Below are 26,699 nucleotides of genomic sequence, written 5' to 3'. Positions count from 1 at the left end.
TTTGAATCAATTGTGGAAGGCTAGGTAAGAATTAAGTTATTGAGCAAGGAATATTTGCATGAAATAATCTTTGCTAACCATGAATACGAGCTCTCAGAAAAGATATCTAACTTACTAGATAACGTTGATAATGTAAGAGCAAAAATATACACAAACTCATACAATTACAACAAGGTTTATTTTACGGGAGTATGATCATTAAAATGGCAAACAAGTATCATCAAATTAAAAAGAAATTAAGACATATTATATCTAAACCTTATTTGCGTTCAATCGGTTCAATCGGCATAATGATTTTATTTATTTTTATGTTGTTATATATTGTTGAACGTTTTCCTATTAAAAATCCTTATTTAGGGTATGCTCAATATAAATGTGACCAAGATCTAATTGATATTAGTGAATCCGATAGCCAAGAGAAATCCTATAGCATAATGGAAGATTGTAAATCTATAATTAATAAATTTTCCAACAATCCCAACAATAATTTTGCTTTATATCTAGCCTATAAAAATCTGGGAAGAGCAAAACTAGTTTATTCCTATGCTAGTTGGCAAAAAAATAAGGGACCCAAAATAATAACAATAAATAACACTCAATTAACGGTTGATCAGTTAATCGAACAAGTGAAAGAAAATTTCAAGAGTGCTGAAAAGTATAATCCAGAAGATCCGCTGATAAAATTATACATCGCTTTGATGGAAGATTTTAAGGATTTTGTACTGAATCCGGAGAGTCTAGACTGTTTGCCTGCTAGTCAACGCTATGAAGAGGCAATTAACCTTTATATAGATGTTAAGAAAGTTAAAACTGTAGACAATAATTTTTTTGCACTGCTTGAGTTGGGTCATTTCTTAGTTAGCAGAGACAGGAATAAGACATCTAAAAATTTAAAGAAAGATAAGTGGAACAACTTTAATGGATATAAGAAAGGGATAGAACTTTACAATAAGCTCCAAGTATCTGACCAGAACGGAAAGCATACAGTTTTGTTAAGCAAGGCTAAAGCTCAACTACTTAATAAGGATTATGAAAAAGCTCGAGATTCTTTTGAAAAAATTTTACAGAAAGAGCCAGATGCTTATCAGATTAGGTACTACATTGGGAACTCATATATCTTAGAGAATGGTCAGTATGATCAGGCCATTAAAGAATATGACAAAGTTACAGAAAATCCTGATACTGAACTTTACTATTATGCATTGCGAGATTCTGGTTTTGCGTACTATATGACTTCTAAGTATGATAAAGCTAAAGATAGATTGGACAGAGCACTTAACCTGGAAGTGTCAAAAACGCAAGCTGAGAAAGAAAGAAGGGAGTTGATGGAAGAATATTTCAAAAAAATTAAGGATGGTCAATGTGATCAACTAGATCCTGATAACAATAGTTGTGAGCTTGAAGATCGAAAGAGTCTTGAAGACAAGTTGTTTGACGCAGGATTTTTTCAGAGCATCTTTACTGTTCATGACAAAAAAAGAGGAACAGATCCATTTATTGATGTTGAACATGATAAATTTTATCAGTGCCGAAATGATCCTGAATTTTAATTTTTTTATTCCAGGATATAGCAATTCTACTACGACTTGTGAAGTACAAAGCGATCGGGTGCATCTCATATTTGTAAAAAAGTTGCGTAGGGTGCGTTAGGGGAGCCTCATTTTCCGCCTCGTAGCCAGGGTTTGGATAGCCCGCCCCGTAACGCACCACCGTGTCAAACAGCAAAAGCGATGCACCCAAGCGAACCCCCTAAATTCCCCTTAATAAGGAGGACTTTGAAGTTGATAAGCTTACCTCATAACTGCAATAAACGCTATATTTAGACTAGTAATCCCTAATATTGCTATTATGTGGAGTCGTCGCCAACTATTACAATCTAGTTTTGTAGGTTTAGGGATCGCAGGGACTGTCTACCAATTCCTTAAATCGCGACCTACTGCCACTGTTAAGGTACCTAGGTTCACCACAGATGAGCAACTCTCAGCAAAGTATGTTGGATTTGATCCTATAAATTGTCTACGAAGTTTTGATTATGGTCGTGTTAAGCAGGAAAATGGACATCTGATCAGGGAGTTTGAAATCGTTGCAGATAATACCTCGACTCAGCTAAATAAATTGGTAGGTTGGGTTAGCTGGAATTTTAATAATCGAGTTCCCGGTCCAACATTAAGAGCGGTAGAAGGTGATCGGATTAGAGTAATTTTTCGGAATCAGGATTCTGCTAGTAGTCATAGCATTCATTTTCATGGTATTCATCCTGCTGAAATGGATGGAGTGACTCCCATAGGCAAAGGTAAAGAAACTGTCTATGAATTTGAGGCTAAGCCCTATGGGGTTCATCTTTACCATTGCCATGTTAGTCCTGTTACTCGCCACATTAGCAAAGGACTGTATGGTATGTTCATTATTGATCCTCCCAGAAAACGCCCTTCCGCCGATGAAATGGTTTTAGTTATGTCAGGTTATGACATTGACGGAGACATAAAAACTGAAGACATTAAAACTAATGAACTTTATGCGTTTAATGGCTTACCTGATTTTTACCATAAACACCCTATTCCGATTTATCAAAATCAGTTAATAAGATTATATATAGTGAATATGATTGAGTATGATGTGGCTGTTACTTTTCATATTCATGCCAACATGTTTAAAGTTTATCCAACCGGTTGTACTATCAAGCCAACTCTAAAAACCGATGTCATTACTATGGGTACAGCGGAACGGCATATTTTAGAGTTTGCGTATGCTTTCCCAGGAAACTATATGTTTCACCCTGATCAAGACCAAATTGCTGAAAATGGTTGCATGGGACAATTTTCAGTTATTCCTAGTAACAAATTTTGAGAACAGTAAACGTTATGAAAAATATACTCAAATACGTTTTTATTACTTTAGTTGTTGCCCTTTTAGTGGTAGTAATTGGGTACTATCTACCTAGTAATACTCCTACTAAAACTAGTGAACTTTTTTCTAACTCCGAATATGAAAAAATATTAGATGAATATTATATCAAAAATCTTGGTCTAATGCAAGGTCATCTGATTGCAGCCAAAGATTTATTAGAAGGGGGAACCCCAGATCAAGCACAATCTCATTTAGAACATCCTATTGAGGAACTTTACGGGGAAATTCAAGATAAATTAAAAGAGGAAGGTGTTGATGATTTCAAACAGAATTTGGAAGATCTATACGACACAGCTAAATATCAACCTTATAGTGAGGAAGTAACTAAAAAACTTCAGGTATCAGTGGCAGACATAAAATCAGCTATAGATAGTTTTTTTGAAAATCATAAGAATCTTCAGTCACCGGAATTTGCTGAAATTGTGCTTATTAGTATTCTTAATACAGCATCGGAATAATACGAAGCCGCCATTGGAAGGAACTGTAAGATCGTTGCTCCAATAGAGTATCAAGACTCCTTTGGTTTTGTTAAATATGTAGAAAACAAACTTTCACAAAAAAGTTGGGTTCCTGATCAAACACGAGGGAAGATGAAATCTGATGTAACAAAACTTCTAAAAGCGTGGTCTCCAGATAAAGATAAACCCTTTAAAGGAAAGGTAAGTCAACCTCCTAATTGCCTTGAGGCACTCTCTCCATCTGGAGAAACTGAATCTGTATATCCACCTGAATATCCGGTAATGACCCCGGCTCAATTATCTGAGGAGATTGCCAAGATTTATAAGTGAACTATGTTTTATGACATCAATAAAGTCTGGTAACTCAATGGCAACTCCAAAAACAGTTTTCGGAGTTGCCAAAACTCGAATAGAAGAGGAAAATATTCAATTATTCGAGTGCATCGCTTTTGCTGTTTGATGCGGTGGTGCGTTACGGGGCCGGCTTTACCAGCGGTGGCTACGAGGTAGAAAATGACGGCAAACCGCCCCTAACGCACCCTACGCAATATTTTAAAATATGAGATACACCCAAATTATTCAGCTACCACTAATTTTTTACTTAGATGATTAGTGGAAATTATGACAATTGTAAAAGTCATATTATTTAGCTAGTATTTCGTTAAAGATTAAACGTAAAATTTACTCGTGCTACAGTCATGCCAGAAGAAAAGTCTTCTCAACAAGTCAATTTCAACGTTGGTCAAATTTATGATAGCCAAGTTGTAGTAAATGCGGAGAAGGATACAACTCTGACCCAAAATAAACAAATTGGTAAAATTGAATCTTCTCAGCCATTGACTCAAGCCAATGTGGTTGAGGAGATTACTAAGCTTGAAGAACTGTTTCGCAGCTCACAGTTACCGGAGGCAGAGACATCTAAAGCAATCAAGTATTTAGAAGCTGCTAAAGAAGAACAGGACTTACGCAACTGGCACAACTAATGGTGGGGCTAGACTACGGCGAGAGTCTAATAACTAAACTATAGACATAGTAATGTCAGGACGTTTTAGTTGGTTAATTAAGTAATTGGAAAAGAGCCCATGCTTAATTTGATAAATTGTTTGACTACTTTTATAAGCCAAATTTTTGAGTCTGAGCCAAACTAAAATAGCACAAGCAATATGGTTTCTTTGAATACGACCCTTGCGACATTGACATGATTCAATACCAGTCAATTGTTTTAATTCTCGATGAAACTCCTCAACCTTCCATCGAACCTTACACTCTTTTTGTACAACGTCCGTAGAATTTTGAGATAAATCGTTTGTAGCGATAAAATCCGTTTTGTCGGTGGAGACACTTACCCGGAAAAGTTTCACTTTTTTGGAGGCGGTAAATTTTTTTATTTTTACTAATTTACCGGATTTTAACTCTTTTTCATCCCAAACTAATGATTCAATTCTTTGATAATCTTTTTGATTGCCAGTATCATCTACAAGTCGATTACGTTTGAGAGGACAATAATAATATTTTCCCAAATCCTCGATATATAACATTAATTTATTTGTGGCATACCAACTGTCCATCAATACAGTTCTAAATGGCAACTCCTTAGAATACACAAGGTTTTGGATATGCTCCAAAACATGTTCTATTTTTGTCTTACCATCCCGTTCTGGGTCATAAATACGATAGTCTACTACCCAAAACTTTTTGGTTTCGTGATTGACATATATGCAATTTATGAATCCAATTACTTGAATTATACCATGGGAATTACCACTATATTGTCGTTGGCTTATCTCTATTTTTCTAGAGTATCGTTTATCAATTACTGTGTCATCAAAAACTAGATAAGCTTGCTCATTTATTTCAATTAAGTCTTTGACATTATCCCACAGTAAGCGTGGGGTCAATTTATCATTTTTTAGATAACGGTTGATTTGATCATGGCTAATCTGCTCTAAATGTTCGGCTAAATTGGTGAGAGTATAATTGAGGTGGCTACTTAATAAGTATTGACAATAGTTAAGTTTAGTAAATTTCATCACTAACTGAATTTTTTAAAGCACCCTCCTCTGATTTGATCAGAAAATTTAAAAAACGAACGACCATTAATTACTATTACTAATCTGAAAAAGGGCTGATCACAGACGGAGCTTGACTATAGTACTTTAGTACTATAGTCAAGCTCCCCACTGTGCCAGTTGCGTAAGTCCTGAAGAAGCACAAGGAGAAGAGCCGGATAAGGATTTTGCTGCTAAGAATTTGCAAAAGGCTTGTACAGCTCTCAAAGGTTTAAAAGAAGCTGGTGAAACGGTTGAAGCAGGAAAAAACTTATGGGAAACAGTTCAGCTTATTATCACTAAGCTTCTGCCTTGGCTCGGGAAAGCTAGCAGCTACTTTATTTAAGGTTAAACAAGTCATCAGGTCTATTGACAGTAGTGTAAAGTTCACCAGTAATTGGATGACAGTCGAGACCGACAAGATTACCTCAGCCATAGGCAAAGGTCTGTTGGTTTGAGCCGTCCAGGTTCATCACCTGTACCGATGCTGGGGGTAAGGGTTCCCGATCGACATTAGACTGTGAACCCATAGAGTTGAAGGTTAGTAGGTTGCCCCTTAGTAGGTGTTGCTGGTTAGTAGGTGTTGCTGGTTAGTAGGTGTTGTCGGTTGAAGGTTAGTAGGTGTTGTCGGTTGAAGGTTAGTACCTTGGCCTATTGGCCACCCTACGCGAACAACCTTCAACAACCTTGGCCAAAAGGCCACGCTACGCGAACAACCTTCAACCAGTTAACCTTCAACCAGTTAACCTTCAACCAGTTAACCTTCAACCAGTTAACCTTCAACCAGTTAACCTTCAACCGGTTAACCTCCAACCAGTTAACCATCAACCAGTTAACCATCAACCTGTTAACCTTGGCCAAAAGGCCACGCTGCGCGTTCAACCCTATCTCCCTATAGCCTCCAGTTATCCCTACTTCAGGCAAAGCGTATCCGCATATACCATATTTTGGTTAGAAAAATATAAATAAATGTTGCAAATATCCCCAAAATAGGTTAACTTATATTACAGAAGCTAACAAAACCCTAGGAGATCTATAACAATGACTCAAGAGCAAGAATCTAAGTTCGGTTTCACCAACTTTGCTGAAACCTGGAATGGCCGTTTGGCAATGCTTGGTTTCGCCATTGGCTTGGCTACCGAGTTGCTTACTGGTAACGGAATTCTGGAACAACTAGGTCTGATTTAATCTACCATAAGCAATTGGGCGCACGGTGTGCGCCCCTACAGTTGATTTGTGTTCTACTCAATATTGGAAGCAATATTGGAATTGCTATACCTGCATTTCTGACAGAGATGGCGATCGCAGTCGCTGAAAGCCTTACGCAATCTAGGGTTGACCCCGATTGAAGCTCAGCAAAAAAACGACAGTGTGTTGTTCTTAAGCGATCGCTTAACTATTCCTAATAAAATAGAACACTTTTATACCGATCTACTTAGTTGTTAATTCCTCAACAATACCCATCACTGCACTGCGGGTTAGTTTAGATTGTCCGAGAGCTAAAACATCAAGGGTTGCATGAGCTAAAGCCAGGGGAATTTGGCAAAAATTTCTGGCTGGACTATTCTTCAGTAGAGCATTGGTGTAAGCATCAGCTAAAGAGAGATTTCTCCGAGCATATTTATGTAGCTCTTCTTCGCCCCAGCCGTTGGGAAAAAAATCCACTTGCCTTGTCAAATCTTCAGACCGGTTACGTAGAATGTTGACTGCTTGTAAACCCCGACCAAAACCAACTGCATAACTACGGTTAGTTTGGGTACCATCATACCAAGCCCATAAATCAGAAAGTAACAATCCTACAGAGCCGGCAACGCTATAAGTATAAGCATCCAAATCCATTTCTGTATTAATTTCCCAACCGCATTCAGCCCAAGCTGCCATTCTATCTGCCATAGCTGCGCTAGCTTCCCAAATGCGAGGTGCAATGGTTTCCGGTGCTAGCATTGCCCATTCACCAATCCGAATGGTTACTTCTGGAAGTGGCTGTTCGTGCTTACTCAAGGCTAAAGATAATTCCGAGGCACTGAATCCATTACCTATACCTTGTAGACCGAAACTAATTTTTCGCAACAGTGAAGCCTTGGTAGGGTTATCAAGCTCAAAATCATCTTCAATTTCGTCAATTGCACGCATACATAAGTATGCAGAAGCAACAGATTCTTGTAACCCTCCTGGTAAACAACTAATTGGAATATAGAAAGTTCGACTAGTTTCTTTGAGAATTCCTAAGGCATCTTTACACAGTTGCATGACTTTACCATTCTCATCGTCGCTTTATATGATATTAATAAATTTTAAACGATAAATACTCATAAATATTGAATTTATATGTATTTTTTGTCAAGAGGACTTACAAAGTTTAGTTGGTTTGGCTCCCCTAACCCCCTCTAACAAGGGTAGTTTTTTAAACATAGGGGCAAGTACTTACTTTCATTTTCTTCTGGATAATTTAAATAACTAATGTAAAAAGTGGCGCATACCGGTGAGCACCATTACTAATCCCAGTTCATCTGCTGCCTGAATCGAGTCTTGATCTCGTAAACTCCCACCCGGTTGCACAATTGCCTCAATCCCTGCTTTAGCAGCTGTCCGCACTGAGTCATCGAACGGGAAGAATCCATCACTAGCAAGGATAGCGTTTTTGCTATTTTCCCCAGCCTGTTCTAATGCTATATTGACTGCACCTACCCGATTCATTTGACCCGCACCCACACCTAAGGTTGTGCGATCGCGCGTCACGACGATGGCATTAGACTTTACATGCTTACACACCTTCCAAGCAAATAATAATTCTGCCATTTGGTCAGGAGTAGGTTGCTTTTGGCTTACCACTTGCCAATTCTCAGGATTATCCATGGCATCATCCGCAGCTTGTACCAGAAACCCCCCTGCAATAGCTTTCACAGTTTGCTTTGCTCCGGTCTGTAAGTCTGGTAATAGCAACACCCTTAGCTTCGACTTAGCACTGAGAATTTCTTGAGCTTCTGGTTCACATCCTGGTGCGACTACACATTCTAAGAAAGTTTTCTTTAACGCAACAGCTGTAGCAGCATCAATGGGTTGATTTAATGCCACAATTCCACCGAAGGCAGAAATAGAGTCAGCATTGAATGCCTTCTGATAGGCTTGCGAGAGGGTTTCTGCCAAGGCTACCCCACAAGGATTGGTGTGCTTGAGAATTGCTGCGGCTGGAGTGTCAGTAAATTCATTAATGATCCGCCGTGCAGCTTCTAAATCCACCAGGTTGTTGTAACTGAGTTCCTTACCCTGAAGTTTAGTGGCTGCAGCCCAACCTGTGGGAACCGTTCCGGATTGATACCACGATGCCGGTTGATGGGGATTCTCGCCATAGCGTAGAGATTGGCGCTGTTGTCCAGACAAGGTAAATCGTTTTGGTAGGGAAACTGGATCTTTGTACCCGATCAGGTAGGATGCGATCGCATGGTCATAGGCAGCGGTATGACCAAAAACCTCTATAGCGCAAGCCTGACGGAATTCAGTTGATGGTTGATTTCCATTCTGGCGCAACTCCTCTAAATAATCCTGATACTGACTAGGATTACACAGCACTGTCAGATGAGCATAGTTTTTCGCAGCTGCCCTCAGCAGTGTTGGACCACCGATATCGATAGTTTCAATTGCTTCTGCTAAACTCACGTCCGGTTTAGCAACAGTCTGTTCAAATGGATAGAGATTCACCACCACCAAATCAATGGGACGAATCTGGTTTGTCTCCATTTCTGCCACATCTTCGGGGAAATCTCGCCTTCCCAAAATTCCACCATGAATTCGTGGATGTAGGGTTTTCACCCTGCCACCTAAAATTTCTGGAAAGCCAGTGTAATCAGACACTTTCGTTACCGGCAAACCCTCTGATTGCAAGGCTTTAGCCGTTCCACCACTGCTGATTAAATCAAATTCAAATTCTTCTACTAGCTGACGGGCAAAGTCGATTAGCCCAGTTTTGTCAGATACACTCAGCAGTGCCAGATTTGCCATTTCAAACAATTTTACAAAAGTTGACACTCCCCGCCCTAAAAGAGCGGGGATTCTTAGTTCTAGGACATGCCTTAAAATTAGCTATCCTGAAAGGCAATACTTAAGCCAAATACCCGTTTAAAAACCAAATATCGAGCCTAATTTAACTAACCCCAGTGGGCTTGTCTTCCTAAGCGTTGGGAATTTCCTTGTTCCCGTGTGCCGGAGACGAAACCTTATCAGAGGGTCGCCTTTATGGTTAGTCGGCTATGCGTAAAAGGGTTAAAACTTGTTGATTAAGGCTCCACTCTTCTTACGGTAACTTCTAACCCCACGGTACGTTATATATTTTGAAGTTGTTATTTTACTGGTTTTCGGTATCTGTTAAGACCCATGCGTTTTAGCGGTGCGACCCGTGGCGAATTTAATTCGACGACTGTAAGCACACCGTGAGGTTTTTCGCGCCTCGTGTACTAGCATCGCAAAACGCTCGTTGTTAAATAGGGCAGTACCGACGAATCCTGCCTGTGCTAGGCTACACATTTAAATATAATATACCTTATTTCGGAAAAAGTCGCCCTAGAAGGGAAACTCAAGTAGCGTGGCCTTTGGCCAGGCTTGAAACCCAGACTTTTGGTCAACCGAATTCTGAATTATCGTAAGCATATGCGCTACAGATGGTGCTACTTGAGGTGCCGTCAGCCGTCAGCCGTCAGCTTATTTTATTCAAAAGCACCGATTGCGCTACTTGAGGTGCTGCGCGAACAGTAGCGTCGCACAGGCTTCGACCCTGTGAGTTTCCCCATAAGCACCGATTGCGCTACACGCACGCTGCGCGAACAGTAGCGTGCCCACAAGCCCAAAGCTGATCGCTGATAGCACCTCAAGTAGCACCATCTGTAGCCCATAGGCTAATAGCTGATAGCTGATAGCTGAATGCTTACAATTATCAATTCAGAATGCAGAATTATTAGTTGCTAAATTCAGGATTCAGCAACTTAATAATTCAGAAATAATTAATTCAGAAATATTCAACTTTACTTCTGGATTATGGATTCTGCACTCTGAATTATTTTTTTAAATTGTGAATAGGTTTTTTAGGGTAAATTTAAATAATTCAGCGAACTAAGGTAGGAGCTGTATATTAATTAGCTTACCTACCAATCCGGAATGAATTATTTAAATCTTTTCCCCATTTTTCCTAATTACAACGGATGGAAAAGTAGATCAGGGAAAAAGCGGTTAAATTCAATCAAAATTCCAGCCGTAATGGTCATCCAAACAGCCAACAACACTGGTGCTAGGGACAAATACTTGAGTAAATCCTGCATGGAACATTCTCCTAAAATCGATAACTATTTCAAGACATCTTGGCACATCAATATCATGCCCTGTCTATAAAGCGTGAAAACTTGATTAGCGAGAACGGCACTAGTTTTTAGCTAACTTTTCAGTGCTAAAAGCGTTCCCGCCAGCGAGTCTAAGTATGATTGCTAGCGTGGTGAGACAGGAATCTCATCATCTTTAGCAAACATTTCACCAGTAGTGATTTCTTTGAATGCTAACAAAGGCCATGAGGCAGCCATTAGCATCTTACTAAATGCCACGGGGACATCAATGATGACTTCTTTTTCTTCTGGGTTCTTACCCTTTTGAATCGCTTGTAGATAGCTGCGACCTGCCCAGCCAATCCAGCCAGTGATATAGAGGAAGAGTAAGCTAGGAATGAGGAAGTCACCCATATGGGAGAAACGACCATCCACAATCAAGTGAGGATATCCCTCATCACCACAAAGTGCTTGAGAATACCGCTCAAATCGGTTCGCACCGGAATTGGGGTCACCTGTAGTATTTAGGAACTGAGCCTTCCGGGCTTGAAATGCAGCAGACTCACTACAAGGGGTGAGATGATCCAAAGAAGCAGAGGCTGGGCTGATGGCGCAAAGCCACACAGAGACGGCAAAAATTAAAGCTAACAATCGTCGCATAGAAAGTGTCTCCTTTTGTTAAGAAACAAAAAGTTTTTTGTACAAACCAAGAGATCAAATTATTTGTACACTCAGGCAATCTTACTCTGAGGCGTGTATCTAGTAAAGTTTAATTAACTAAAAGTAGTGTTTCAATAAAGGTCATTGGTGAATGGCTTGTGTTTTAGCAATAGAAACCAGTTGTGATGAAACAGCTGTGGCGATTGTTAACAATCGTAAATGTTGTAGCAATATTGTTGCCTCCCAAATTCCTATGCATCGGCAGTATGGGGGTGTGGTGCCAGAGGTAGCATCCCGTAGCCATCTGGAAACCATCAATAATGCGATCGCGCAAGCCCTAGAAGCAGCTCAACTGGACTGGGGAGCAATTGACGGCATTGCTGCTACCTGCGCTCCCGGCTTAGTGGGCTCTCTACTAGTGGGGGTCACAGCTGCCAAAACCCTGGCCATTGTCCACAACAAGCCCTTTGTAGGTGTCCATCATCTAGAAGGTCATATTTACGCCACCTATCTCAGTGAGCCAGAACTAGAACCACCATTTTTGAGTCTGTTGGTGTCTGGCGGTCACACTAGCTTAATTTATGTCAAAACCTGTGGTAGCTATGAGATACTGGGCGCAACCCGTGACGATGCTGCTGGTGAAGCCTTTGATAAGGTAGCACGATTATTAAAGTTAGGCTATCCCGGAGGACCAGTTATAGATAAGTTAGCACGAGAGGGTAACCCCAAAGCCTTTCCATTGCCAGAAGGTAAGATTTCCCTTGCTAGTGGCGGTTATCATCCCTATGACTCCAGTTTTAGTGGCTTGAAGACAGCGGTGCTAAGGCTGGTGCAAAAACTGGAACAGGAACACTCAGAAATTCCAGTGACCGACATTGCTGCCAGCTTTCAGGAAACTGTAGTGCGATCGCTTACCAAGCGTACCATTGCTTGTGCTCTCGACTATGGTCTGGACACGATTGTGGTTGGGGGTGGGGTGGCTGCCAATAGTGGCTTGAGACAACAGTTACAAGCTGCAGCAACTGAGCATAATTTGCGAGTTATTTTCCCTCCCCTGAAGTTTTGTACCGATAATGCCGCAATGATTGGCTGTGCCGCAACTGACCATTTAAATCAAGGACATACTTCCCCTTTGACTTTGGGAGTGCGATCGCGAATGCCTATCACTAAGGTGATGGAACTTTACTCAGAGGTTGAAGGTTTCAGAGGTTGAAGGTTTCAGAGGTTGAAGGTTTCAGAGGTTGAAGGTTGAAAGTTTCAGAGGTTGAAGGTTTAAGAACCTCTAACCTGTAACCTGCTAACCTGTAACCTGCTAACCTGTAACCTGCTAACCTGCTAACCTGTAACCTGCTAACCTGTAACCTGCTAACTTTTCAAGTTAGTCCAAAAGTACAATCGGGATGACAGGATTTGAACCTGCGACCCCTTCGTCCCGAACGAAGTGCGCTACCAAACTGCGCTACATCCCGATAAAGCCATAATTTAAGATTTCATCTATTTTATCATGCCTTAGGGGCAATCGGCCCCTAGCTTGCTAGGATCAAGATTAAAGTTACGTAACTTAAATTTATATATATATATAGTTGGAGTATAACCAAGAGTGGTAGTTAAACCAGAATGGTTGCGAGTCAAAGCGCCCCAATGGCAGCGTGTCGGCAATATTAAAGAAACCTTAAGAGATTTAGCACTCAATACTGTCTGTGAAGAAGCCTCTTGTCCCAATATCGGAGAGTGCTTCAATGCTGGTACTGCCACCTTTTTAATTATGGGACCAGCCTGCACCCGTGCTTGTCCCTACTGCGATATTGACTTTGAGAAAAAACCCAAAGCTCTTGACTCCACTGAACCCACACGGCTAGCGGAAGCCGTGCAGCGCATGGGTCTAAATCATGTGGTTATTACCTCTGTCAACCGGGATGATTTACCCGATGGTGGAGCTTCCCAGTTTGTACAGTGCATTGAAGCCATTCGCCTGGTCTCACCTGATACCACTATTGAGGTTTTAATCCCAGACTTGTGCGGGAACTGGGATGCCCTCGAAACGATTCTTCAAGCTAAATCCGAAGTCCTCAATCACAATACAGAAACAGTACCCCGAATCTATCGGAAAGTACGGCCTCAAGGGGATTATCAGCGCTCCCTCGAATTACTGATGCGGACGCGAAACTTGGCTCCATCGGTTTACAGCAAATCTGGTATAATGGTAGGTTTAGGAGAAACTGATGCAGAAGTCCGGCAAGTCATGACGGATTTAAGGCAAGTAGACTGCGACATCTTAACTATTGGTCAGTATCTTCAACCCACTCAAAAACACCTAAAAATTTCTGAATTCATAACCCCTAAACAATTTGATAGCTGGAAAGAGTATGGTGAATCCCTCGGTTTCCTACAAGTTGTTTCATCTCCCCTTACCCGCAGTTCCTATCATGCCGAGCAAGTTCGAGAATTAATGCAGCGCTATCCCCGATGAACGGTTGCATGGTTGCAAGAAAATGGAAAGTAACAACTAACAATCATAATGACCAACATCACTATAATCGGAGCAGGTGTTTGGGGTACAGCCCTCAATAGCCTAGCCTCTAAAAACGGTGATCAGGTTTGTTTGTGGTCCCGTCGGAGTCAGACAAAATTAGCAGATGCTATAAAATCTAGCAGTATTATCTTGTCTGCTGTTTCCATGTCGGGGGTAAATGCTGTAGCGCAACAGCTAAAGTGTTTATCAGTATCTTCTGACGTGATCTTGGTCACAGCGACTAAGGGGTTAGATTTGCAAACCACCCGTACTCCCTCTCAAATCTGGCAAGCTGAATTTCCCAACAATCCTGTAGTGGTGCTATCGGGTCCCAATCTTTCCAAAGAAATTAAACAAGAACTCCCAGCCGCTACAGTAGTAGCTAGCACAGATGTAAAAGCAACTGAGATACTACAACAGGTGTTTTCTTCGCCAAATTTCCGGGTTTACACCAATCGAGACCCCCTCGGTGTAGAACTAGGGGGTACCCTGAAAAATGTGATGGCGATCGCATCTGGAACCTGTGATGGTTTACAACTAGGAACAAATGCCAAAGCAGCTTTGCTAACCCGTGGGCTTACAGAAATGATCCGTATTGGTAAAGATTGGGGTGCTAAGGTAGAAACATTTTACGGTTTGTCGGGACTAGGAGATTTACTCGCAACCTGTAGTAGTCGCCTCAGTCGCAATTATCAAGTTGGTTATCAGCTGGCTGTTGGTCAGAAACTTGCAGATATTCTGGCCAACTTGGAGGGAACAGCAGAAGGGGTCAACACTACAAAGGTTGTGATGGAACGAGCTAAGCTCAAAAGAATTTCAGTACCCATTACTTATCAAGTCCATCGATTGCTCCAAGGGGAGATAACCCCCCAAGCGGCTGTTGAAGCTCTAATGCTACGAGATACTAAGCCAGAATGATGGTCTGATCTCGAGTGCGTTCGCGTAGCGTGACCTACGGTCAATCGCGTAGCGGCTCTGTTCGCGTAGGGTGGCCTTTGGCCTTAAGAGTATCGCAATGATCATGAAAAATTTACCAAACCAGCTAGTATCCCTTGCTGCCTGACTGCGAAAGCTCTCCTGCTCCGGAAGCTCCCCTGCTTTCAAACTCATACAAAAAAACTGAGACAAAAAACTGAGACATTTTGCTGTTGTCTATCAGGCATCCTGAAAATATAAAATCTTTAGGGACATGCCACTGCTTGAGATAAAGCGACTACATCAAGACATTGCAAACTTTGGTAATGTTTTATCAAGTTTCGTAATATCAGTGCCAATCTAGCAACATAGCTAGGTGGCACTGATATTTGATTACTCTGGTAATTCGGCAATAATTTGGCAATTTTAAACTATGTGTATGCACTTATTCATAAGTTCGTTGTTTCTTCAAACCCATTCGAGCACAGGATATCCGCAAGTAGCTTCCCTACTGCTTAGTCCTTGATATTAGTCCCTGATACCCATAAATAAAATTTTTTCTTGAATTAGCGAGAATCTTTCTGGAATCCCCATGATGCGCACTGTAGATTAATACAGCTTTTGACCAAGGTCTCTATTTGACTATAGAGTTACTTATACAATAGCTGAAATCAGGAGATCCTGTTCCTTTTGCCATCTATAGACCTTTAGCTGAATGCGGCAAGGTAGGGTGGATAGATCGGGTGAACCGTTAGCTACCAATATTAATAAAGGCTACCAGGGATAACCGGTAAGTCTTGCCGGGAGAAAAAATTAAGTAGCTGTTTCTCCGATCATCATGGGTGGGAATTCTAGTACTAAGTGTGACAAACACAATTCCGTGTTGTCACTGGTTGTAATCGAGAGATCATTATGCCAGCCACTCCTTTCTATGCCGACACAGAATTAGATCACGAGACTTCTGCCTATAGCTTTGAGCTTAATGGCCCAAGGGACGATGGGGAAGGATCAGTGGATGACTTAGTTGATGTGGAGATTGAGGGTGCAGACGCGGCTAGCTTAACTAAAAATAGCACCCGTCGCACCACCGACCTAGTTCGGTTATATCTCCAGGAAATTGGTCGGGTTCGTCTACTGAGGCGAGATGAGGAAGTCTCGGAAGCTCAAAAAGTTCAGCGCTACATGAAACTACTACGGCTGCGCAATAATAAGTCGGCTATATCTGAGGATAAAGTCATGGAGCGCTTTGTCCACCTGATTGAAATCCATGATCGTCTAGCGTCCCAGTTAGGTCACCGTCCTTCCTTGGAACGGTGGGCAACGGCTGCAGGAATTGACGTTTCTCAACTGAAGCCGAGTATGTCAGCTGGAAAACTGCGTTGGGCAGAGTTAGCCGAACTAACATCCAAAGAGCTAGAGCAGGTACAAGCTGAAGGGCTCCAAGCTAAGGAACACATGATCAAAGCTAACCTACGTCTGGTAGTGTCAGTAGCGAAGAAGTATCAAAACCGTGGCTTGGAACTCCTAGACTTAATCCAGGAAGGAACTCTGGGATTAGAGCGAGCGGTTGAGAAATTTGACCCGACCAAAGGCTACCGATTTAGCACCTATGCTTACTGGTGGATCCGTCAAGGAATCACCCGGGCGATCGCTACCCAAAGCCGTACCATTCGCCTGCCAGTTCACATTACTGAGAAGCTCAATAAAATCAAAAAAGCCCAACGGAAGATTTCCCAAGAACGTGGGCGCACAGCAACCATTGACGATATTGCTGTGGAATTAGAAATGACTGCGGCTCAGGTACGAGAAGTATTACTACGAGTACCCCGCTCTGTTTCTTTGGAAATTAAAGTTGGTAAGGAACGAGACACCGAACTAGGAGATTTACTCGAAACTGAGGAAACTTCTCCAGAAGAAGTGTTGATGCGAGAAGCCTTACAACGGGATTTACAGCAACTCCTAGCCGATCTAACCAACCGTGAACGGGATGTGATTCGGATGCGGTTTGGCTTGGGAGATAACCAGCCTTACTCTCTAGCTGAGATTGGTCGCGCTTTGGATTTATCTCGCGAGCGGGTACGCCAAATCGAAGCTAAAGCTTTACAAAAGTTGCGGCAACCCAAGCGCCGTAACCGAGTTCGGGATTACCTGGAAGCTTTGAGCTAATCCCTTGGTGACATATTCCCACACTTTCCGATTAACTTACCGATTAGGGAAGTGTGGGCTTCTTGCCAATCCTATCCTAGCTATCACCCTAGCTATCCCTTGTCCTAGGGTTCTAGTTGTTCAAAATTTATTGAATTTATCAATACCTGAGGGAGCACCCCGATTTATTTATTTGTTAGTAGACTTTTTATTTGTTAGTAGACTTGAGCTTACTTAAAAATAGGCTACCCGGGCATCAAATCCTTGCGATCGCAATTCATGGGAACGACTTTCCGCTTCACTACGGCTAGAAAAAGCTCCAGCATTAAAATAACGGCCTCGATCATCGTCAGATATAATACCACCAGTCAGCTTCATCTGATTTCGCACTTCACTTAGCACATTATCATTAGGAATGGGGATCACCACCACATAGCGATTCTTCTCAGCTTCAGGATTTATATTAATAAGTCCCAATGCTTGCAGGGTTTGTAAATCAGCTATCCCGGTTGGAAGTAGATTATTATTACGTATCTGAAATTTAAACACTGCATCCTCAGTTTCTTCGCCATATCTCCCATCAATAGCACCAGGATTAAACCCTCGAGATCTCAACTCTTCCTGAAGCCGTCTAACCTCTGGGCCGCGATCGCCTGGTCGTAGTTCACTGCGACGAATAGGAGTACCAAATGCTATGGGTTGTTGACTGTTAAAGTCAGCAGGAGGAAGAGGGATCTGATCAGGCGGTAATCCAAACGGTTGTGATTGAGTAACTAAAGCATTAGATAGTTCTGCTCTAGTTTGTGATCCCACAATCCCATCCGCCCTGAGACCATAGTCTGTTTGGAATTCAATCACTGCTTGTTCTGTAACTGGACCAAAGTAACCGGTTGGGTCGGCATTGAAATACCCCAGTTGTCTCAACTGTCGCTGCACTTCCGTAACCGCTGATCCACGAGACCCTCGTCTGAGTCCAGATTGAGTAACATTCCTACGGGATGGTGCTGCTCTGGTTTGTGATGGAAAGAGTTTTGCTCTGGTTCGTGGTCCGACTTCCCCATCAGCAGGAAGCCCCTTTTTTCGTTGGAACCGAATCACAGCATTTTTAGTAATTGAACCAAAATAGCCAGTTGGTTGCCGATTGAAATACCCGAGTTCTCGCAAACGACGCTGAACCTCTGTTACATCAGCTCCCCTACGACCTTCCCGCAGCACCCTTTGGGCTAGGGCTTCTTCTGCCATCCCCACAATGCTAAGTATGGCAATTAGCAACAGTAAATAAATCCGATGGTAAGCAACTAGCTTATACTCCTTGAGCCACTGAAACAATTTTTGAATTGACTCCTTCAAAACTGCAGGAGTATCTGCTAGTTCTTCTTCGCTTAAGGCAAGATGAAGATAGGCAAGGGTCTCCATGATTTTTCCAAGGAAACTGTTACCGTTAGTTTAACAAATGACAGTAGAGCATTGGTAATGTTTCGGACAACATAATCTCAGAAATTTTACGTAATCGGATATTAAAGCATGTAGTTATAGAGCAAGACTCTTATCAAAACAGAGCAATTCTCCTCTCTAACCATAACGCAATAGTTTTAAATCATGAGCACTATTCGTCACTGGAGTACATTTGTCCCCCTCCTAGCTTTAGTCTTGAGCAATTTAGGGGGAGTAGGGGCTAGGGCTACCGTAATTCCGAGCACCAATTCCGCCAACAGCATCCCCTCGGCCAAACCAACCCAAGCTCAGACTCAAGGGAAATTTCAACTGGCTCAGGGATTGATGGGTAAATGTCGCGCCGCTGCTGAGTCAACGTTTATCTACAAACAGCGATCAACCTCTAACCTAATGAGAGCCTTAGAGGCTGATGAACAAGTTATTCTGGCCGAAAACAAGGTTAGCCAAGATGGTTGGATTGCGATCAACTTCCCCATTAGTGGATTTGTCCAAGCCCAAAATCTCAAGTTCTGTCCGCCGGGGATAGGAGGAGTAACCCCTACTCAAACACTATCTCTCTGCCGCCAAGCTGCTAAGTCAATGTTTATCTACAAACAGCCATCAATCGAACCAATCAGAACCTTAGAGCCTAATGAAGAAGTTATTCTGGCCGAAAACAAGGTTAGGAAAAATGGTTGGATCGCGATCAACTCCCCCGTTCCTGGATTTGTCCGAGCCAAAGATCTAAAGTTCTGTCAGGACAGAGTAATAGTACGCTCTAATCCAACACCATCTCTCTGTCGCGAAGTTATATATAAAGGTAATGATGGTATAGCTGTCCGTAGAGGACCGAATATTAACTCTTCTCGACTAGGTCTTGTCTCCTATGGAGTGGAAGTACAACTGATCAACGGTTCCCGTCAAGACCAATTTCGCAAGGACTCCCAAGGGCGCGAGTGGGCAAGAATAACTTATCCTGTTAATGGATGGATGTCTAACGGGTTTCCTGCTACGGGTGATCAGAATCTTGTGGTTTGTTCCAATTAGCCCACCAGAAAACACATAACTAGCAAGTTGTTAATTACTTATCATAGGACTTTTATTTATACTAAGTCAGCCTGATGTAACAAGGCACCAACTAAGCCAGCCATAGCAGTAATTCCTATAGCAATCATTGGGTGTTGACCTTGGCTGACAGCAAAAGAGGTGACAATCCCGGCACCCAAAGCAGCAGTCACAGCAGCACCCAAAAGATCTTTATTGGTATTTTTGTTGTACATAAACGTGTTAGCCAGAAATTAAGTTAACCAGAAATTTAACTTTTTTGATGGTGTTAAAAGTTAGTTTCATCACCCTATCATTCTGGATTCTGGCATTAAAGCTAGATCGGCAATATTGCAATCAAGATTAATATTTAGCTATTTTTCTTAACAAAAACAATACTTGTTAAGTATTGAGTGTTGAGTGTTGCTCGAAACTATTAGTTTATTTTTTTGACATTACCTGCTTTAACCCAACCTTTTTGGTCACTACCAGGCAAGCGTACTCTCTGCCATCGCTTATCATCACTGTATCCGAGGATGATCAGGGTCTGATTGTAGCCAATACCACCTATGCGTTGAGCGTTCAGGCTAGGGGAGTCCCGAAGAATCAACCCCTGTGGCCAGGTAACACTGGCTCGATAAGCACCCGGTTCCAGTTTTGGTAAAGGACTAGGACTAGGAATGGGTTTGGGAGTAGTTGCTGGTTTAGACTGCCCAGATGAACTGGTCGGTTGAGCTTTTGGTGATGGTGACTTCTTGGGTCGCTCCTCAGCAAAAACTGGTTTTTCAGGCTCAACTGCTAGTTTAGTAAAGAAGTAATAAACTGTACCAACAGCAGCACCTGCTAAGATGCCAATGCCGAGAATAAAACCAATGATAAACTGAGCTATCTTGGAAAGATTCATGGGAAAGTATTCAAAGATAAAGGTTGAACGCGATCGCGTGACCGAAAGGTCAAGGTTGAAAGGTTGAAGGTTAACAGGTTGAACGCTGAAGGTTGGAGGTTGTTAGGTTGAAAGGTTGAAGGTTAACAGGTTGAACGCGACGCGCGTGCCTATTGGCCAAGGTTGAACGCGACGCGCGTGCCTATTGGCCAAGGTTAACAGGTTGAACGCGATCGCGTGACCGAAAGGTCAAGGTTAACAGGTTAAAGGTTGAACGCGACGCGCGTGCCTATTGGCCAAGGTTAACAGGTTGTTAGGGTGTTCTAGCAAAAGTTCATGATATAATTTACAATTAATCTAGTTTCAATTAATCTAAATAATCTATAGGGTTTCTGATACTTATTAGGTCAAGTCAATTTTATTAGCGCTACTCCCTACTCCCTACTCCCTACTCCCTACTCCCTACTCCCTACTCCCTACTCCCTACTCCCATTAACCCAGGATGAAGTAGCTCACCCAATTGAGAACTACTACTATATATGATTACTTACTGGAGTTGGCGCTGAATGCGATCATTTAAGGGGCTATTGCGAGAAGCCATGCGAGCTTTTCCGGCAGCTGCCCAATCCTGTAAGAATTGGATTTGCTCTTGGGCTGTGCGTGCTAAGGGGATAATTTGGCTAGCGGCTTCGAGAATATCATCTGTGGTGAAGTCTCGGTTTTGGCTAAAGCCGATGTGCATGGCTTCGATCAGGGTCTGCTCAATTTCTGCCCCAGAAAAATCAGGGGTTTCGTAGGCTAATCGGTCTAAAGCGTAACTATTAAGATTATGAGGTCGCAGCCGGGATAGGTGTAGGTCAAAAATAGCACGACGTTCTTCCTGGTTGGGCAAACCAACAAAAAAGATTTCGTCAAATCGACCCTTACGAAGCATTTCTGGGGGTAAGGCTTGGATATTGTTGGCAGTAGCGACCACAAACACTGGGGATTTTTTCTCAGCTAACCAGCTAATAAAGGTACCAAAGACACGACTGGTTGTGCCAGCATCCCCTTTAGAGGATAAACCAGAGAAGGCTTTGTCAATTTCATCAATCCAGAGGATGCAGGGCGCGAGAGCTTCGGCTAGCTGAATCATCTGCCTAGTACGGGATTCTGATTCCCCTACTAAGCCACCAAATAGACGACCGACATCTAAACGTAGCAGGGGTAGGTGCCAGTGGTTTGCGATCGCTTTTGCAGTTAAGGATTTCCCAGTTCCTTGAATCCCCGCTAATAGTAATCCTCGAGGATGAGGTAACCCGTATTGTCGCGCCTGTTCTGTAAATGCTCCACCCCGTCGCAGTAGCCAGTCTTTAAGGTTGTCTAAGCCACCGATGTCGGAAATTTTTTCTTGGGTTGGGTAGAACTCTAGGATCTGGGTTTGCCTAATGGATTGACGCTTTTCTTCTAAAATTAGTTCCACATCTGAAGGTTGGATGGCATTATTAGAGGCAATCCCACGAGCTAGGACCCGACGAATCCTTTCTAAGGAAAGACCAAGAGCCGACCGCACCAGCTCATCAATGATTTTTTCAGTTAGGGTTTGTCCGGTTGCCCCCAACAAACGTTTCACCTCAGCTTTAATTTCCGATGCGGTTGGTAAGGGGAATTCGAGCACTGTCAGGACTTCGGTTAAATCCGAGGGAACCGACACTTGGGGGGTAACGATAACTATATTCTTAGGCTGGGATTTGAGGGTACGTGCCAGATTTCTGAGTTTACGAGCAACTGATACATCTTCTAAGAATCGGTGAAAATCTCTTAATACAAAGATGGCAGCAGCACTTTCGCCAATTCTATCTACAAATTCTAAGGCTTGTAAGGGGTTGCGGCGTCCAAAGCCGATATCATTAGGGTTTCCCTGGTAACCATCTACAAAATCCCAGATATAGACACCACGATTACCCAAACGTTTAGCTGATTGCTTGATCGCTGTTTCTACTCGCTCTTCTTCTAGAGTGGGAATATATAACAAAGGATAGCGAGCACGTAGCAGAAGCTCAAACTCGTCATTGAAATTCATATAGCAAAGGGAACAGGGAACAGGGAATAGGGAACAGGGAGCAGGGAGTAGCGATGCAGCGCGGTCTTGGGGAGGCAGCGCGGTCTTGGGGGTCCCCCGGAGACGAAACCTTAGACAGTTGAGCCTTTATGGTTGGTAGGTTATGCAAAAAAGGGTTAAAACTTATTGATTAAGGCTCAACTGTCTTACGGTAACTTCAAACCATGAGCGACTGCCGTGGTTCCCCCCATGAGCGACTGCATCAAGACGGGAATATAGCGTCAAAAATTATGACAATTCCTACACGGATTTTTATATAAGAGCCAATTACTCAAACAATAAATACTATAAAAAAATAATTAAACTTTGAACATAGCATTTTTATTTCCAAGAAACTTGGATAACGGCTCTGCTGCTAGTAACTCTCTGACCGATTTCCCCTTCAGCATTATACTACCAGGCAACTCACTATCCAGGAAGTTTTCTCTTCAGGGATTCTAGAGCGCCCCAACGTTGATCCCGTAGTTGATCCCGTAACTGTGCTTCACTGTTATCGTTAATCTGGATACCTATACATTCTTGGTCACACAGCTGCCGTGGCGGAATTGCCAGACATAGTTGTTCGTATAACCAAGTGTCTGGATAAAAATACCCCTGAGCTGGAAGGGTTTCTTGTAAATCATCCCACGTTATCTCCTGCTCTAGGGATTCATCCGAGAGTTGGTCAGCTGAGGAAGCTAACCAAACTAATTCGGATGTATCGATGCTTAGGCGGTGGTTGTACTGTTTTAAGCAGCGGTGACAAGTCAAGGTAATGATCGTTTCTGCTTGAGCACAGACCTCCAGGTAATTGCCTTGATGAGCCACTTGCACTTGACCTCGAACTGGGGTCAGTGTCGGTAAATCCACCAAGAATTGATTGACCGGAGTTACTTCTCTTTGCTCTGGTAATTTGAGCAACTCAGGAATATATATAGCCTCCATAATGCTTATCCTTTGCAGTTGACTGTTAAGCGTTGATGGTTAACCTTGAGCTTCTCAAACACTCATAGGACTTACCCATTTGCCCCCTAAATCCCCCGAGCGAGCAATCCCTCGCTCGGGGGACTTTGACATCATTACCCCCCAATATTGGGGGGCTAGGGGGGCTAAATCCACTTAAGCGCGTAAGTCCTGACTCAGCAAAAAGCGACCATTTATAGACTTAAATTGTTATATAGAGTTAATGCATTATGTTAGCCAGGTGGTGGGAATAATCCCAAGTACAATCAGCCGTGAGAGGGTGAAAATCCTGAATCTGTCAATACCTGCGACGCACCACCAGTCGTCGGTCTGGCTCTTGCCCTCGACTCAGAGTTTCTAGATCCTCAAAAGCCTTGAATAGGGTATGGACTTGACGCCGCTCTGCTGCCGATAGGGATTTCAATTCAAATTCTTTCCCGGTCTGACGGACTTTCATCGCAGCGTGTTCAGCGATCGCTTGAAGTTCCACTTGCCGTCTGGCTCGATAGCTATCTATATCGATGACGTAAACGGCTTGTTCCTGCTCATCATGACCCAAGTTAAGGAGGGAATTTGCTAAGTACTGGATAGAATCGATAACTTCCCCTTCCCGACCAATTAAAGTTTGAGTGTCTTTCGAGGTCAGTTGACTATTATCGATTGTCAACCAGTAGCTGGGTCGCTCTCCTAGAGGAGCTTCACCATCAGCTACCTCTATACTGGCGGGCAATCGAGATAATCGCAGGAGTTCTTCTAACCACTCTTTACCACGCTCCTGATGTTGATTTATCATACTAACTTGATGCTAACTTGATGCCTTTTTCTTTGAACGCTTGGGCTCAAAAGGTAATGCCTCTCGACCCTCTCCAGACTTAGCTGCTTGTCTTTTTGCCTCTTTTTCCTGCTGCTCAACTATTTCTTGCAAATTCTCTGGCAGAGGTTCTCTCGATAGAATGAAAGTCTGGATAGTTTGAAATATATTAGCTACAACAATATACATCAATACCCCAGCTGGCAGGGGAAAGAATAAGAACATGCCAGAAAACAATACTGGAGTAATCTGATTCACTGCCTTTTGCTGGTCACCGGCTTGCCCGGAACCTGCACCTGAACCAGACAACAGCTGGTTGACGTACAAACTGATCCCAAAGAAGAGAATCATCCCTACGATATCCCAGTGGATAGTGCCATCGTCATCAAAAGCACCCACTCTTCCTAAAGCATCAATAAATAGAAAGCCTTTGTTTGCAGCTATTCCCGGTAAGGTTCCCTGAAGCTTTACCTCTCCAGGCATCAGGGCTTCTAGTGTACCGTCCTCAAGAATACGTAAGCGGTCCTCTCCGTTGACTATTTGCCAAGTGGGACTGATATCGGTTTCTGGATGCTGAGCAATTAGTTGGTTTAAGGGTTGACCTTCAACAGTTTGAAACTCTACTCTGGTTTTTTCCCCAACTACCAGCTTATTTCCTGCCGGAAGTAGGGCGATGACTGGTTCATGTAAGCCATCGGTAATGTAAATATTTTGGGGTTTGGTGGTAAAGACTTTAGGCTGGATATATTCCAGCTGTTCTTGGGGAAAAATTTGTAAGTTGACGTCGTAGTTAATGTTTGCAAAAGGTGATCCCCGCAAGGTCGCAAATAGGGCAAACAGAACCGGCATTTGTACCAACAGTGGCAAACAACCGGCTAGGGGGTTGCCAAACTTTTGGAACAGCTTACTCATTTCTTCCTGCTGTTTAGCCGGGTCATCCTTGTAGCGCTCTTTTATTGCTTCTTGCTCCTTCTTCATCAGGGGTTGGGTGACTTTCATGCGCCTCATGTTGCGAATGGAGCCAGCATTAAGAGGGAAGAGGGCAAAGCGAATTACCAGGGTCAAGGCTATTATGGCTAAACCATAGCTAGGCACAATCCCGTAAAAGAAATCCAGGATTGGCAGCATGATGTTGTTGGAGATAAATCCGATACCAAAGTCCATTCGTTTGACGTTAACCTAGGCGCTATTGTAAAGTTTTCTGTGTCTAATGTAACTAATCTCCGTCCCTATGCGGTTCGGGTTTCCGACATTTATCAGGTAGATCTAATTACATCAAGCAGTTTAGCCGATTTAGGTGGCCAGATGTAGGAAAGGGAAGACTAGATCAGGGCAAGTGACCGATGTCAAGGTTTTCTTTTCAATGTTCTGTCTACATCATTTTGATGGCACTAACCGCTTTGCCTGTTTTGTCTGCTGCTCGTTCGGCAATGTAGTCGTAAATTTCTCTAAAGCGGGGTATTGCCCGCATTTCCAAACGGCTACCATCTTTTAGGGTAACGACAATATCTCCCCAAGTTCCTATACCACGGGGAACTGTGGCAATCTTTGAAACTTCAGAATAGATCACATCTGAGCGATCGCGTCCCCGCCAACCCCCAGTTATTGATATCCGGCGGCTGGTAATCCGATACCGTAGCCATAGAGCCCGGACAATAGCAGCTACGGTTAGAGGTATGAATATAATCGTAAATGCCAACAATATGCTAATGATCAGATCTCCCCGGTGAGGACCACCCTCATAAAATACATCTTCTCTAATGCCCATCCAACACCTCTGCTTTTACCAACAACTTTTCTAATTCTCTCAAAAGTTGTGCATATTCGCACTCTCTGGCTTCTGGTTTTACTATAAATACTAGTTTCCAACCGGGGGATAGGCGTGGTAATAATTGCCTGAGGGCGGATCGAATTTGCCGCTTAATCCGATTTCTAACAACTGCTTTCTTACTGACTTTTTGGCTGATGGAGATGCCAAGACGAGAGGGAGGGGGATTGTCTGGTAGGGATTTTTCTGGCGCAATGGTTTCTTTGGCAATCGGGGCAATAGTACTCTGTTGTAAACCCCGTAATGTTAGGTAACGCCCTGAACGACGAATACCCCAGCGATAAACTGTCTTAAAATCTCGCCAGTGCTTAAGTCGATTGGCTTGAGGCAATCCCAATACTTAACTTTAATCCTTGATTTTGTCAATTCCTTGAGCAGGATAAAGGCAGAAGAGCCACGGGAAATGGCTGTTTCTTAACCTTTTACCTTTCACTTGCAGCAGGTCGGCATCAATGCTTAGATGACTAGACCGAGAGACGACGCCGTCCCTTGCTTCTGCGAGCTCTAATCACATTGCGACCATCTTTGGTGCGCATCCGGGCACGAAAACCGGATTTTCTTTTTTGCTTACGGTTGGTCCCGCCTAGAGTGCGTTGAGTCATGGGTTTGCTGGAGGAATACTATGTACGAATACTATAAAGGATTGATTGCCAACTATAGCTGATTGTTGATCATACCATGTCAAGGGGTGATCTATCAAGGCAA

28 protein-coding genes, 1 tRNA gene and 1 pseudogene are annotated in these 26,699 nt (G+C 42.8%); 12 read left to right on the top strand and 18 right to left on the bottom strand.

The features are described from left to right. Positions 1 to 203: 203 nt before the first annotated feature. From F6K38_RS01870 to F6K38_RS01850, 5 genes are all read left to right on the top strand, one after another. Positions 204 to 1,550, top strand: a complete 1,347-nt coding sequence (locus tag F6K38_RS01870; RefSeq protein ID WP_287355967.1) for a tetratricopeptide repeat protein — start codon at positions 204 to 206, stop codon at positions 1,548 to 1,550. Between the two features lie 298 nt (positions 1,551 to 1,848). Further along, positions 1,849 to 2,847, top strand: coding sequence for a multicopper oxidase domain-containing protein (locus F6K38_RS01865; RefSeq protein WP_287355965.1), 999 nt, complete (start codon positions 1,849 to 1,851; stop codon positions 2,845 to 2,847). Positions 2,848 to 2,861: 14 nt separating this feature from the next. Continuing rightward, positions 2,862 to 3,365: a hypothetical protein gene (locus F6K38_RS01860; RefSeq protein ID WP_287255435.1), complete on the top strand. Its 504-nt coding sequence runs from the start codon at positions 2,862 to 2,864 to the stop codon at positions 3,363 to 3,365. Positions 3,366 to 3,497: 132 nt separating this feature from the next. Further along, the gene (locus F6K38_RS01855; RefSeq protein ID WP_287255437.1) at positions 3,498 to 3,695 is read left to right on the top strand and encodes a hypothetical protein; all 198 of its coding nucleotides are present in this window, start codon (positions 3,498 to 3,500) and stop codon (positions 3,693 to 3,695) included. A gap of 368 nt (positions 3,696 to 4,063) precedes the next feature. Beyond that, positions 4,064 to 4,348: a hypothetical protein gene (locus tag F6K38_RS01850; protein ID WP_287249866.1), complete on the top strand. Its 285-nt coding sequence runs from the start codon at positions 4,064 to 4,066 to the stop codon at positions 4,346 to 4,348. 33 nt (positions 4,349 to 4,381) lie between these two features. Here F6K38_RS01850 and F6K38_RS01845 read toward each other — a convergent pair whose 3' ends face one another. Both F6K38_RS01845 and F6K38_RS43980 read right to left on the bottom strand, forming a co-directional pair. Then, positions 4,382 to 5,395: an IS701 family transposase gene (locus F6K38_RS01845; protein ID WP_287355963.1), complete on the bottom strand. Its 1,014-nt coding sequence runs from the start codon at positions 5,393 to 5,395 to the stop codon at positions 4,382 to 4,384. Between the two features lie 371 nt (positions 5,396 to 5,766). Then, a pseudogene (locus F6K38_RS43980) lies at positions 5,767 to 5,946 on the bottom strand (PQQ-dependent sugar dehydrogenase); the annotation flags it as partial. 121 nt (positions 5,947 to 6,067) lie between these two features. Here F6K38_RS43980 and F6K38_RS01835 point away from each other — a divergent pair. Next, positions 6,068 to 6,382, top strand: coding sequence for a hypothetical protein (locus F6K38_RS01835; protein ID WP_287249870.1), 315 nt, complete (start codon positions 6,068 to 6,070; stop codon positions 6,380 to 6,382). Positions 6,383 to 6,454: 72 nt separating this feature from the next. Continuing rightward, entirely contained in the window at positions 6,455 to 6,601 is a 147-nt protein-coding gene (locus F6K38_RS01830) for a CAB/ELIP/HLIP family chlorophyll-binding protein (protein ID WP_287249872.1), read from the top strand. A 243-nt stretch (positions 6,602 to 6,844) separates the two neighbouring features. On the opposite strand, the gene F6K38_RS01825 is transcribed toward F6K38_RS01830, so the two are convergent. The 4 genes from F6K38_RS01825 to F6K38_RS01810 all read right to left on the bottom strand — a co-directional run bounded on the left by F6K38_RS01825 (position 6,845) and on the right by F6K38_RS01810 (position 11,379). Then, positions 6,845 to 7,663: a squalene/phytoene synthase family protein gene (locus tag F6K38_RS01825; protein ID WP_009148740.1), complete on the bottom strand. Its 819-nt coding sequence runs from the start codon at positions 7,661 to 7,663 to the stop codon at positions 6,845 to 6,847. 207 nt (positions 7,664 to 7,870) lie between these two features. Further along, on the bottom strand, positions 7,871 to 9,412 hold the full coding sequence (gene purH, locus F6K38_RS01820; protein ID WP_287249894.1) for a bifunctional phosphoribosylaminoimidazolecarboxamide formyltransferase/IMP cyclohydrolase: 1,542 nt from the start codon (positions 9,410 to 9,412) through the stop codon (positions 7,871 to 7,873). A 1,184-nt stretch (positions 9,413 to 10,596) separates the two neighbouring features. Beyond that, the gene (gene psaJ / locus F6K38_RS01815; protein WP_009148746.1) at positions 10,597 to 10,722 is read right to left on the bottom strand and encodes a photosystem I reaction center subunit IX; all 126 of its coding nucleotides are present in this window, start codon (positions 10,720 to 10,722) and stop codon (positions 10,597 to 10,599) included. A gap of 162 nt (positions 10,723 to 10,884) precedes the next feature. Then, the gene (locus F6K38_RS01810; RefSeq protein ID WP_009148748.1) at positions 10,885 to 11,379 is read right to left on the bottom strand and encodes a photosystem I reaction centre subunit III; all 495 of its coding nucleotides are present in this window, start codon (positions 11,377 to 11,379) and stop codon (positions 10,885 to 10,887) included. Positions 11,380 to 11,530: 151 nt separating this feature from the next. Between F6K38_RS01810 and tsaD the strand changes: the two genes are divergently transcribed. Next, positions 11,531 to 12,592, top strand: coding sequence for a tRNA (adenosine(37)-N6)-threonylcarbamoyltransferase complex transferase subunit TsaD (tsaD, locus tag F6K38_RS01805; RefSeq protein WP_009148750.1), 1,062 nt, complete (start codon positions 11,531 to 11,533; stop codon positions 12,590 to 12,592). 182 nt (positions 12,593 to 12,774) lie between these two features. On the opposite strand, the gene F6K38_RS01800 is transcribed toward tsaD, so the two are convergent. Then, positions 12,775 to 12,848, bottom strand: a tRNA-Pro gene (locus tag F6K38_RS01800). A gap of 131 nt (positions 12,849 to 12,979) precedes the next feature. On the opposite strand from F6K38_RS01800, the gene lipA reads away from it, so the two are divergent. Further along, positions 12,980 to 13,849, top strand: a complete 870-nt coding sequence (lipA, locus tag F6K38_RS01795) for a lipoyl synthase (protein ID WP_287249877.1) — start codon at positions 12,980 to 12,982, stop codon at positions 13,847 to 13,849. A gap of 48 nt (positions 13,850 to 13,897) precedes the next feature. Continuing rightward, on the top strand, positions 13,898 to 14,809 hold the full coding sequence (locus F6K38_RS01790) for an NAD(P)H-dependent glycerol-3-phosphate dehydrogenase (RefSeq protein ID WP_009148753.1): 912 nt from the start codon (positions 13,898 to 13,900) through the stop codon (positions 14,807 to 14,809). Here F6K38_RS01790 and F6K38_RS01785 read toward each other — a convergent pair. Continuing rightward, positions 14,786 to 15,001, bottom strand: coding sequence for a hypothetical protein (locus F6K38_RS01785; RefSeq protein ID WP_044494286.1), 216 nt, complete (start codon positions 14,999 to 15,001; stop codon positions 14,786 to 14,788). The genes F6K38_RS01790 and F6K38_RS01785 overlap by 24 nt on opposite strands. 717 nt (positions 15,002 to 15,718) lie before the next feature. Here F6K38_RS01785 and sigC point away from each other — a divergent pair. After that, on the top strand, positions 15,719 to 16,972 hold the full coding sequence (sigC, locus tag F6K38_RS01780; protein WP_009148755.1) for an RNA polymerase sigma factor SigC: 1,254 nt from the start codon (positions 15,719 to 15,721) through the stop codon (positions 16,970 to 16,972). A 213-nt stretch (positions 16,973 to 17,185) separates the two neighbouring features. Here sigC and F6K38_RS01775 read toward each other — a convergent pair whose 3' ends face one another. Next, entirely contained in the window at positions 17,186 to 18,367 is a 1,182-nt protein-coding gene (locus tag F6K38_RS01775) for a peptidoglycan-binding domain-containing protein (protein ID WP_009148757.1), read from the bottom strand. Between the two features lie 183 nt (positions 18,368 to 18,550). On the opposite strand from F6K38_RS01775, the gene F6K38_RS01770 reads away from it, so the two are divergent. Further along, positions 18,551 to 19,432 (top strand): SH3 domain-containing protein, encoded by an 882-nt coding sequence (locus F6K38_RS01770; protein WP_009148759.1) that lies wholly within the window; start codon positions 18,551 to 18,553, stop codon positions 19,430 to 19,432. A 56-nt stretch (positions 19,433 to 19,488) separates the two neighbouring features. On the opposite strand, the gene F6K38_RS01765 is transcribed toward F6K38_RS01770, so the two are convergent. The 9 genes from F6K38_RS01765 to rpmH form a co-directional block, all read right to left on the bottom strand. Next, positions 19,489 to 19,665, bottom strand: coding sequence for a hypothetical protein (locus F6K38_RS01765; protein WP_009148761.1), 177 nt, complete (start codon positions 19,663 to 19,665; stop codon positions 19,489 to 19,491). A 200-nt stretch (positions 19,666 to 19,865) separates the two neighbouring features. Beyond that, positions 19,866 to 20,333 carry an SH3 domain-containing protein gene (locus tag F6K38_RS01760; protein WP_009148763.1) on the bottom strand — a complete coding sequence of 156 codons (468 nt, stop codon included), beginning with the start codon at positions 20,331 to 20,333 and terminating at the stop codon, positions 19,866 to 19,868. 526 nt (positions 20,334 to 20,859) lie between these two features. Next, on the bottom strand, positions 20,860 to 22,374 hold the full coding sequence (locus F6K38_RS01755) for a Ycf46 family AAA ATPase (protein ID WP_009148765.1): 1,515 nt from the start codon (positions 22,372 to 22,374) through the stop codon (positions 20,860 to 20,862). Between the two features lie 447 nt (positions 22,375 to 22,821). Further along, positions 22,822 to 23,337: a YceD family protein gene (locus F6K38_RS01750; protein ID WP_009148766.1), complete on the bottom strand. Its 516-nt coding sequence runs from the start codon at positions 23,335 to 23,337 to the stop codon at positions 22,822 to 22,824. A gap of 316 nt (positions 23,338 to 23,653) precedes the next feature. Beyond that, complete coding sequence (locus tag F6K38_RS01745; RefSeq protein WP_009148770.1) at positions 23,654 to 24,148, bottom strand: Jag family protein; 495 nt, start codon at positions 24,146 to 24,148, stop codon at positions 23,654 to 23,656. A 12-nt stretch (positions 24,149 to 24,160) separates the two neighbouring features. Beyond that, a complete protein-coding gene (gene yidC, locus F6K38_RS01740) occupies positions 24,161 to 25,330 on the bottom strand; it encodes a membrane protein insertase YidC (RefSeq protein ID WP_009148772.1) in 1,170 nt (389 codons plus the stop codon). Positions 25,331 to 25,538: 208 nt separating this feature from the next. Beyond that, on the bottom strand, positions 25,539 to 25,934 hold the full coding sequence (locus tag F6K38_RS01735) for a PH domain-containing protein (protein WP_009148774.1): 396 nt from the start codon (positions 25,932 to 25,934) through the stop codon (positions 25,539 to 25,541). After that, on the bottom strand, positions 25,924 to 26,331 hold the full coding sequence (gene rnpA / locus F6K38_RS01730; protein ID WP_009148776.1) for a ribonuclease P protein component: 408 nt from the start codon (positions 26,329 to 26,331) through the stop codon (positions 25,924 to 25,926). The genes F6K38_RS01735 and rnpA overlap by 11 nt, the downstream gene beginning before the upstream one ends. Before the next feature lie 127 nt (positions 26,332 to 26,458). Then, positions 26,459 to 26,596, bottom strand: a complete 138-nt coding sequence (gene rpmH / locus F6K38_RS01725; protein WP_044494288.1) for a 50S ribosomal protein L34 — start codon at positions 26,594 to 26,596, stop codon at positions 26,459 to 26,461. Positions 26,597 to 26,699 lie beyond the last annotated feature (103 nt).

It is taken from the genome of Moorena sp. SIO3B2 (genome assembly GCF_010692525.1).
In the GTDB taxonomy this organism is placed as follows: domain Bacteria; phylum Cyanobacteriota; class Cyanobacteriia; order Cyanobacteriales; family Coleofasciculaceae; genus Moorena; species Moorena producens.
The sequence above is the reverse complement of the archived record's forward strand: the minus strand, read 5'-3'. Positions and strand labels throughout refer to the sequence as shown.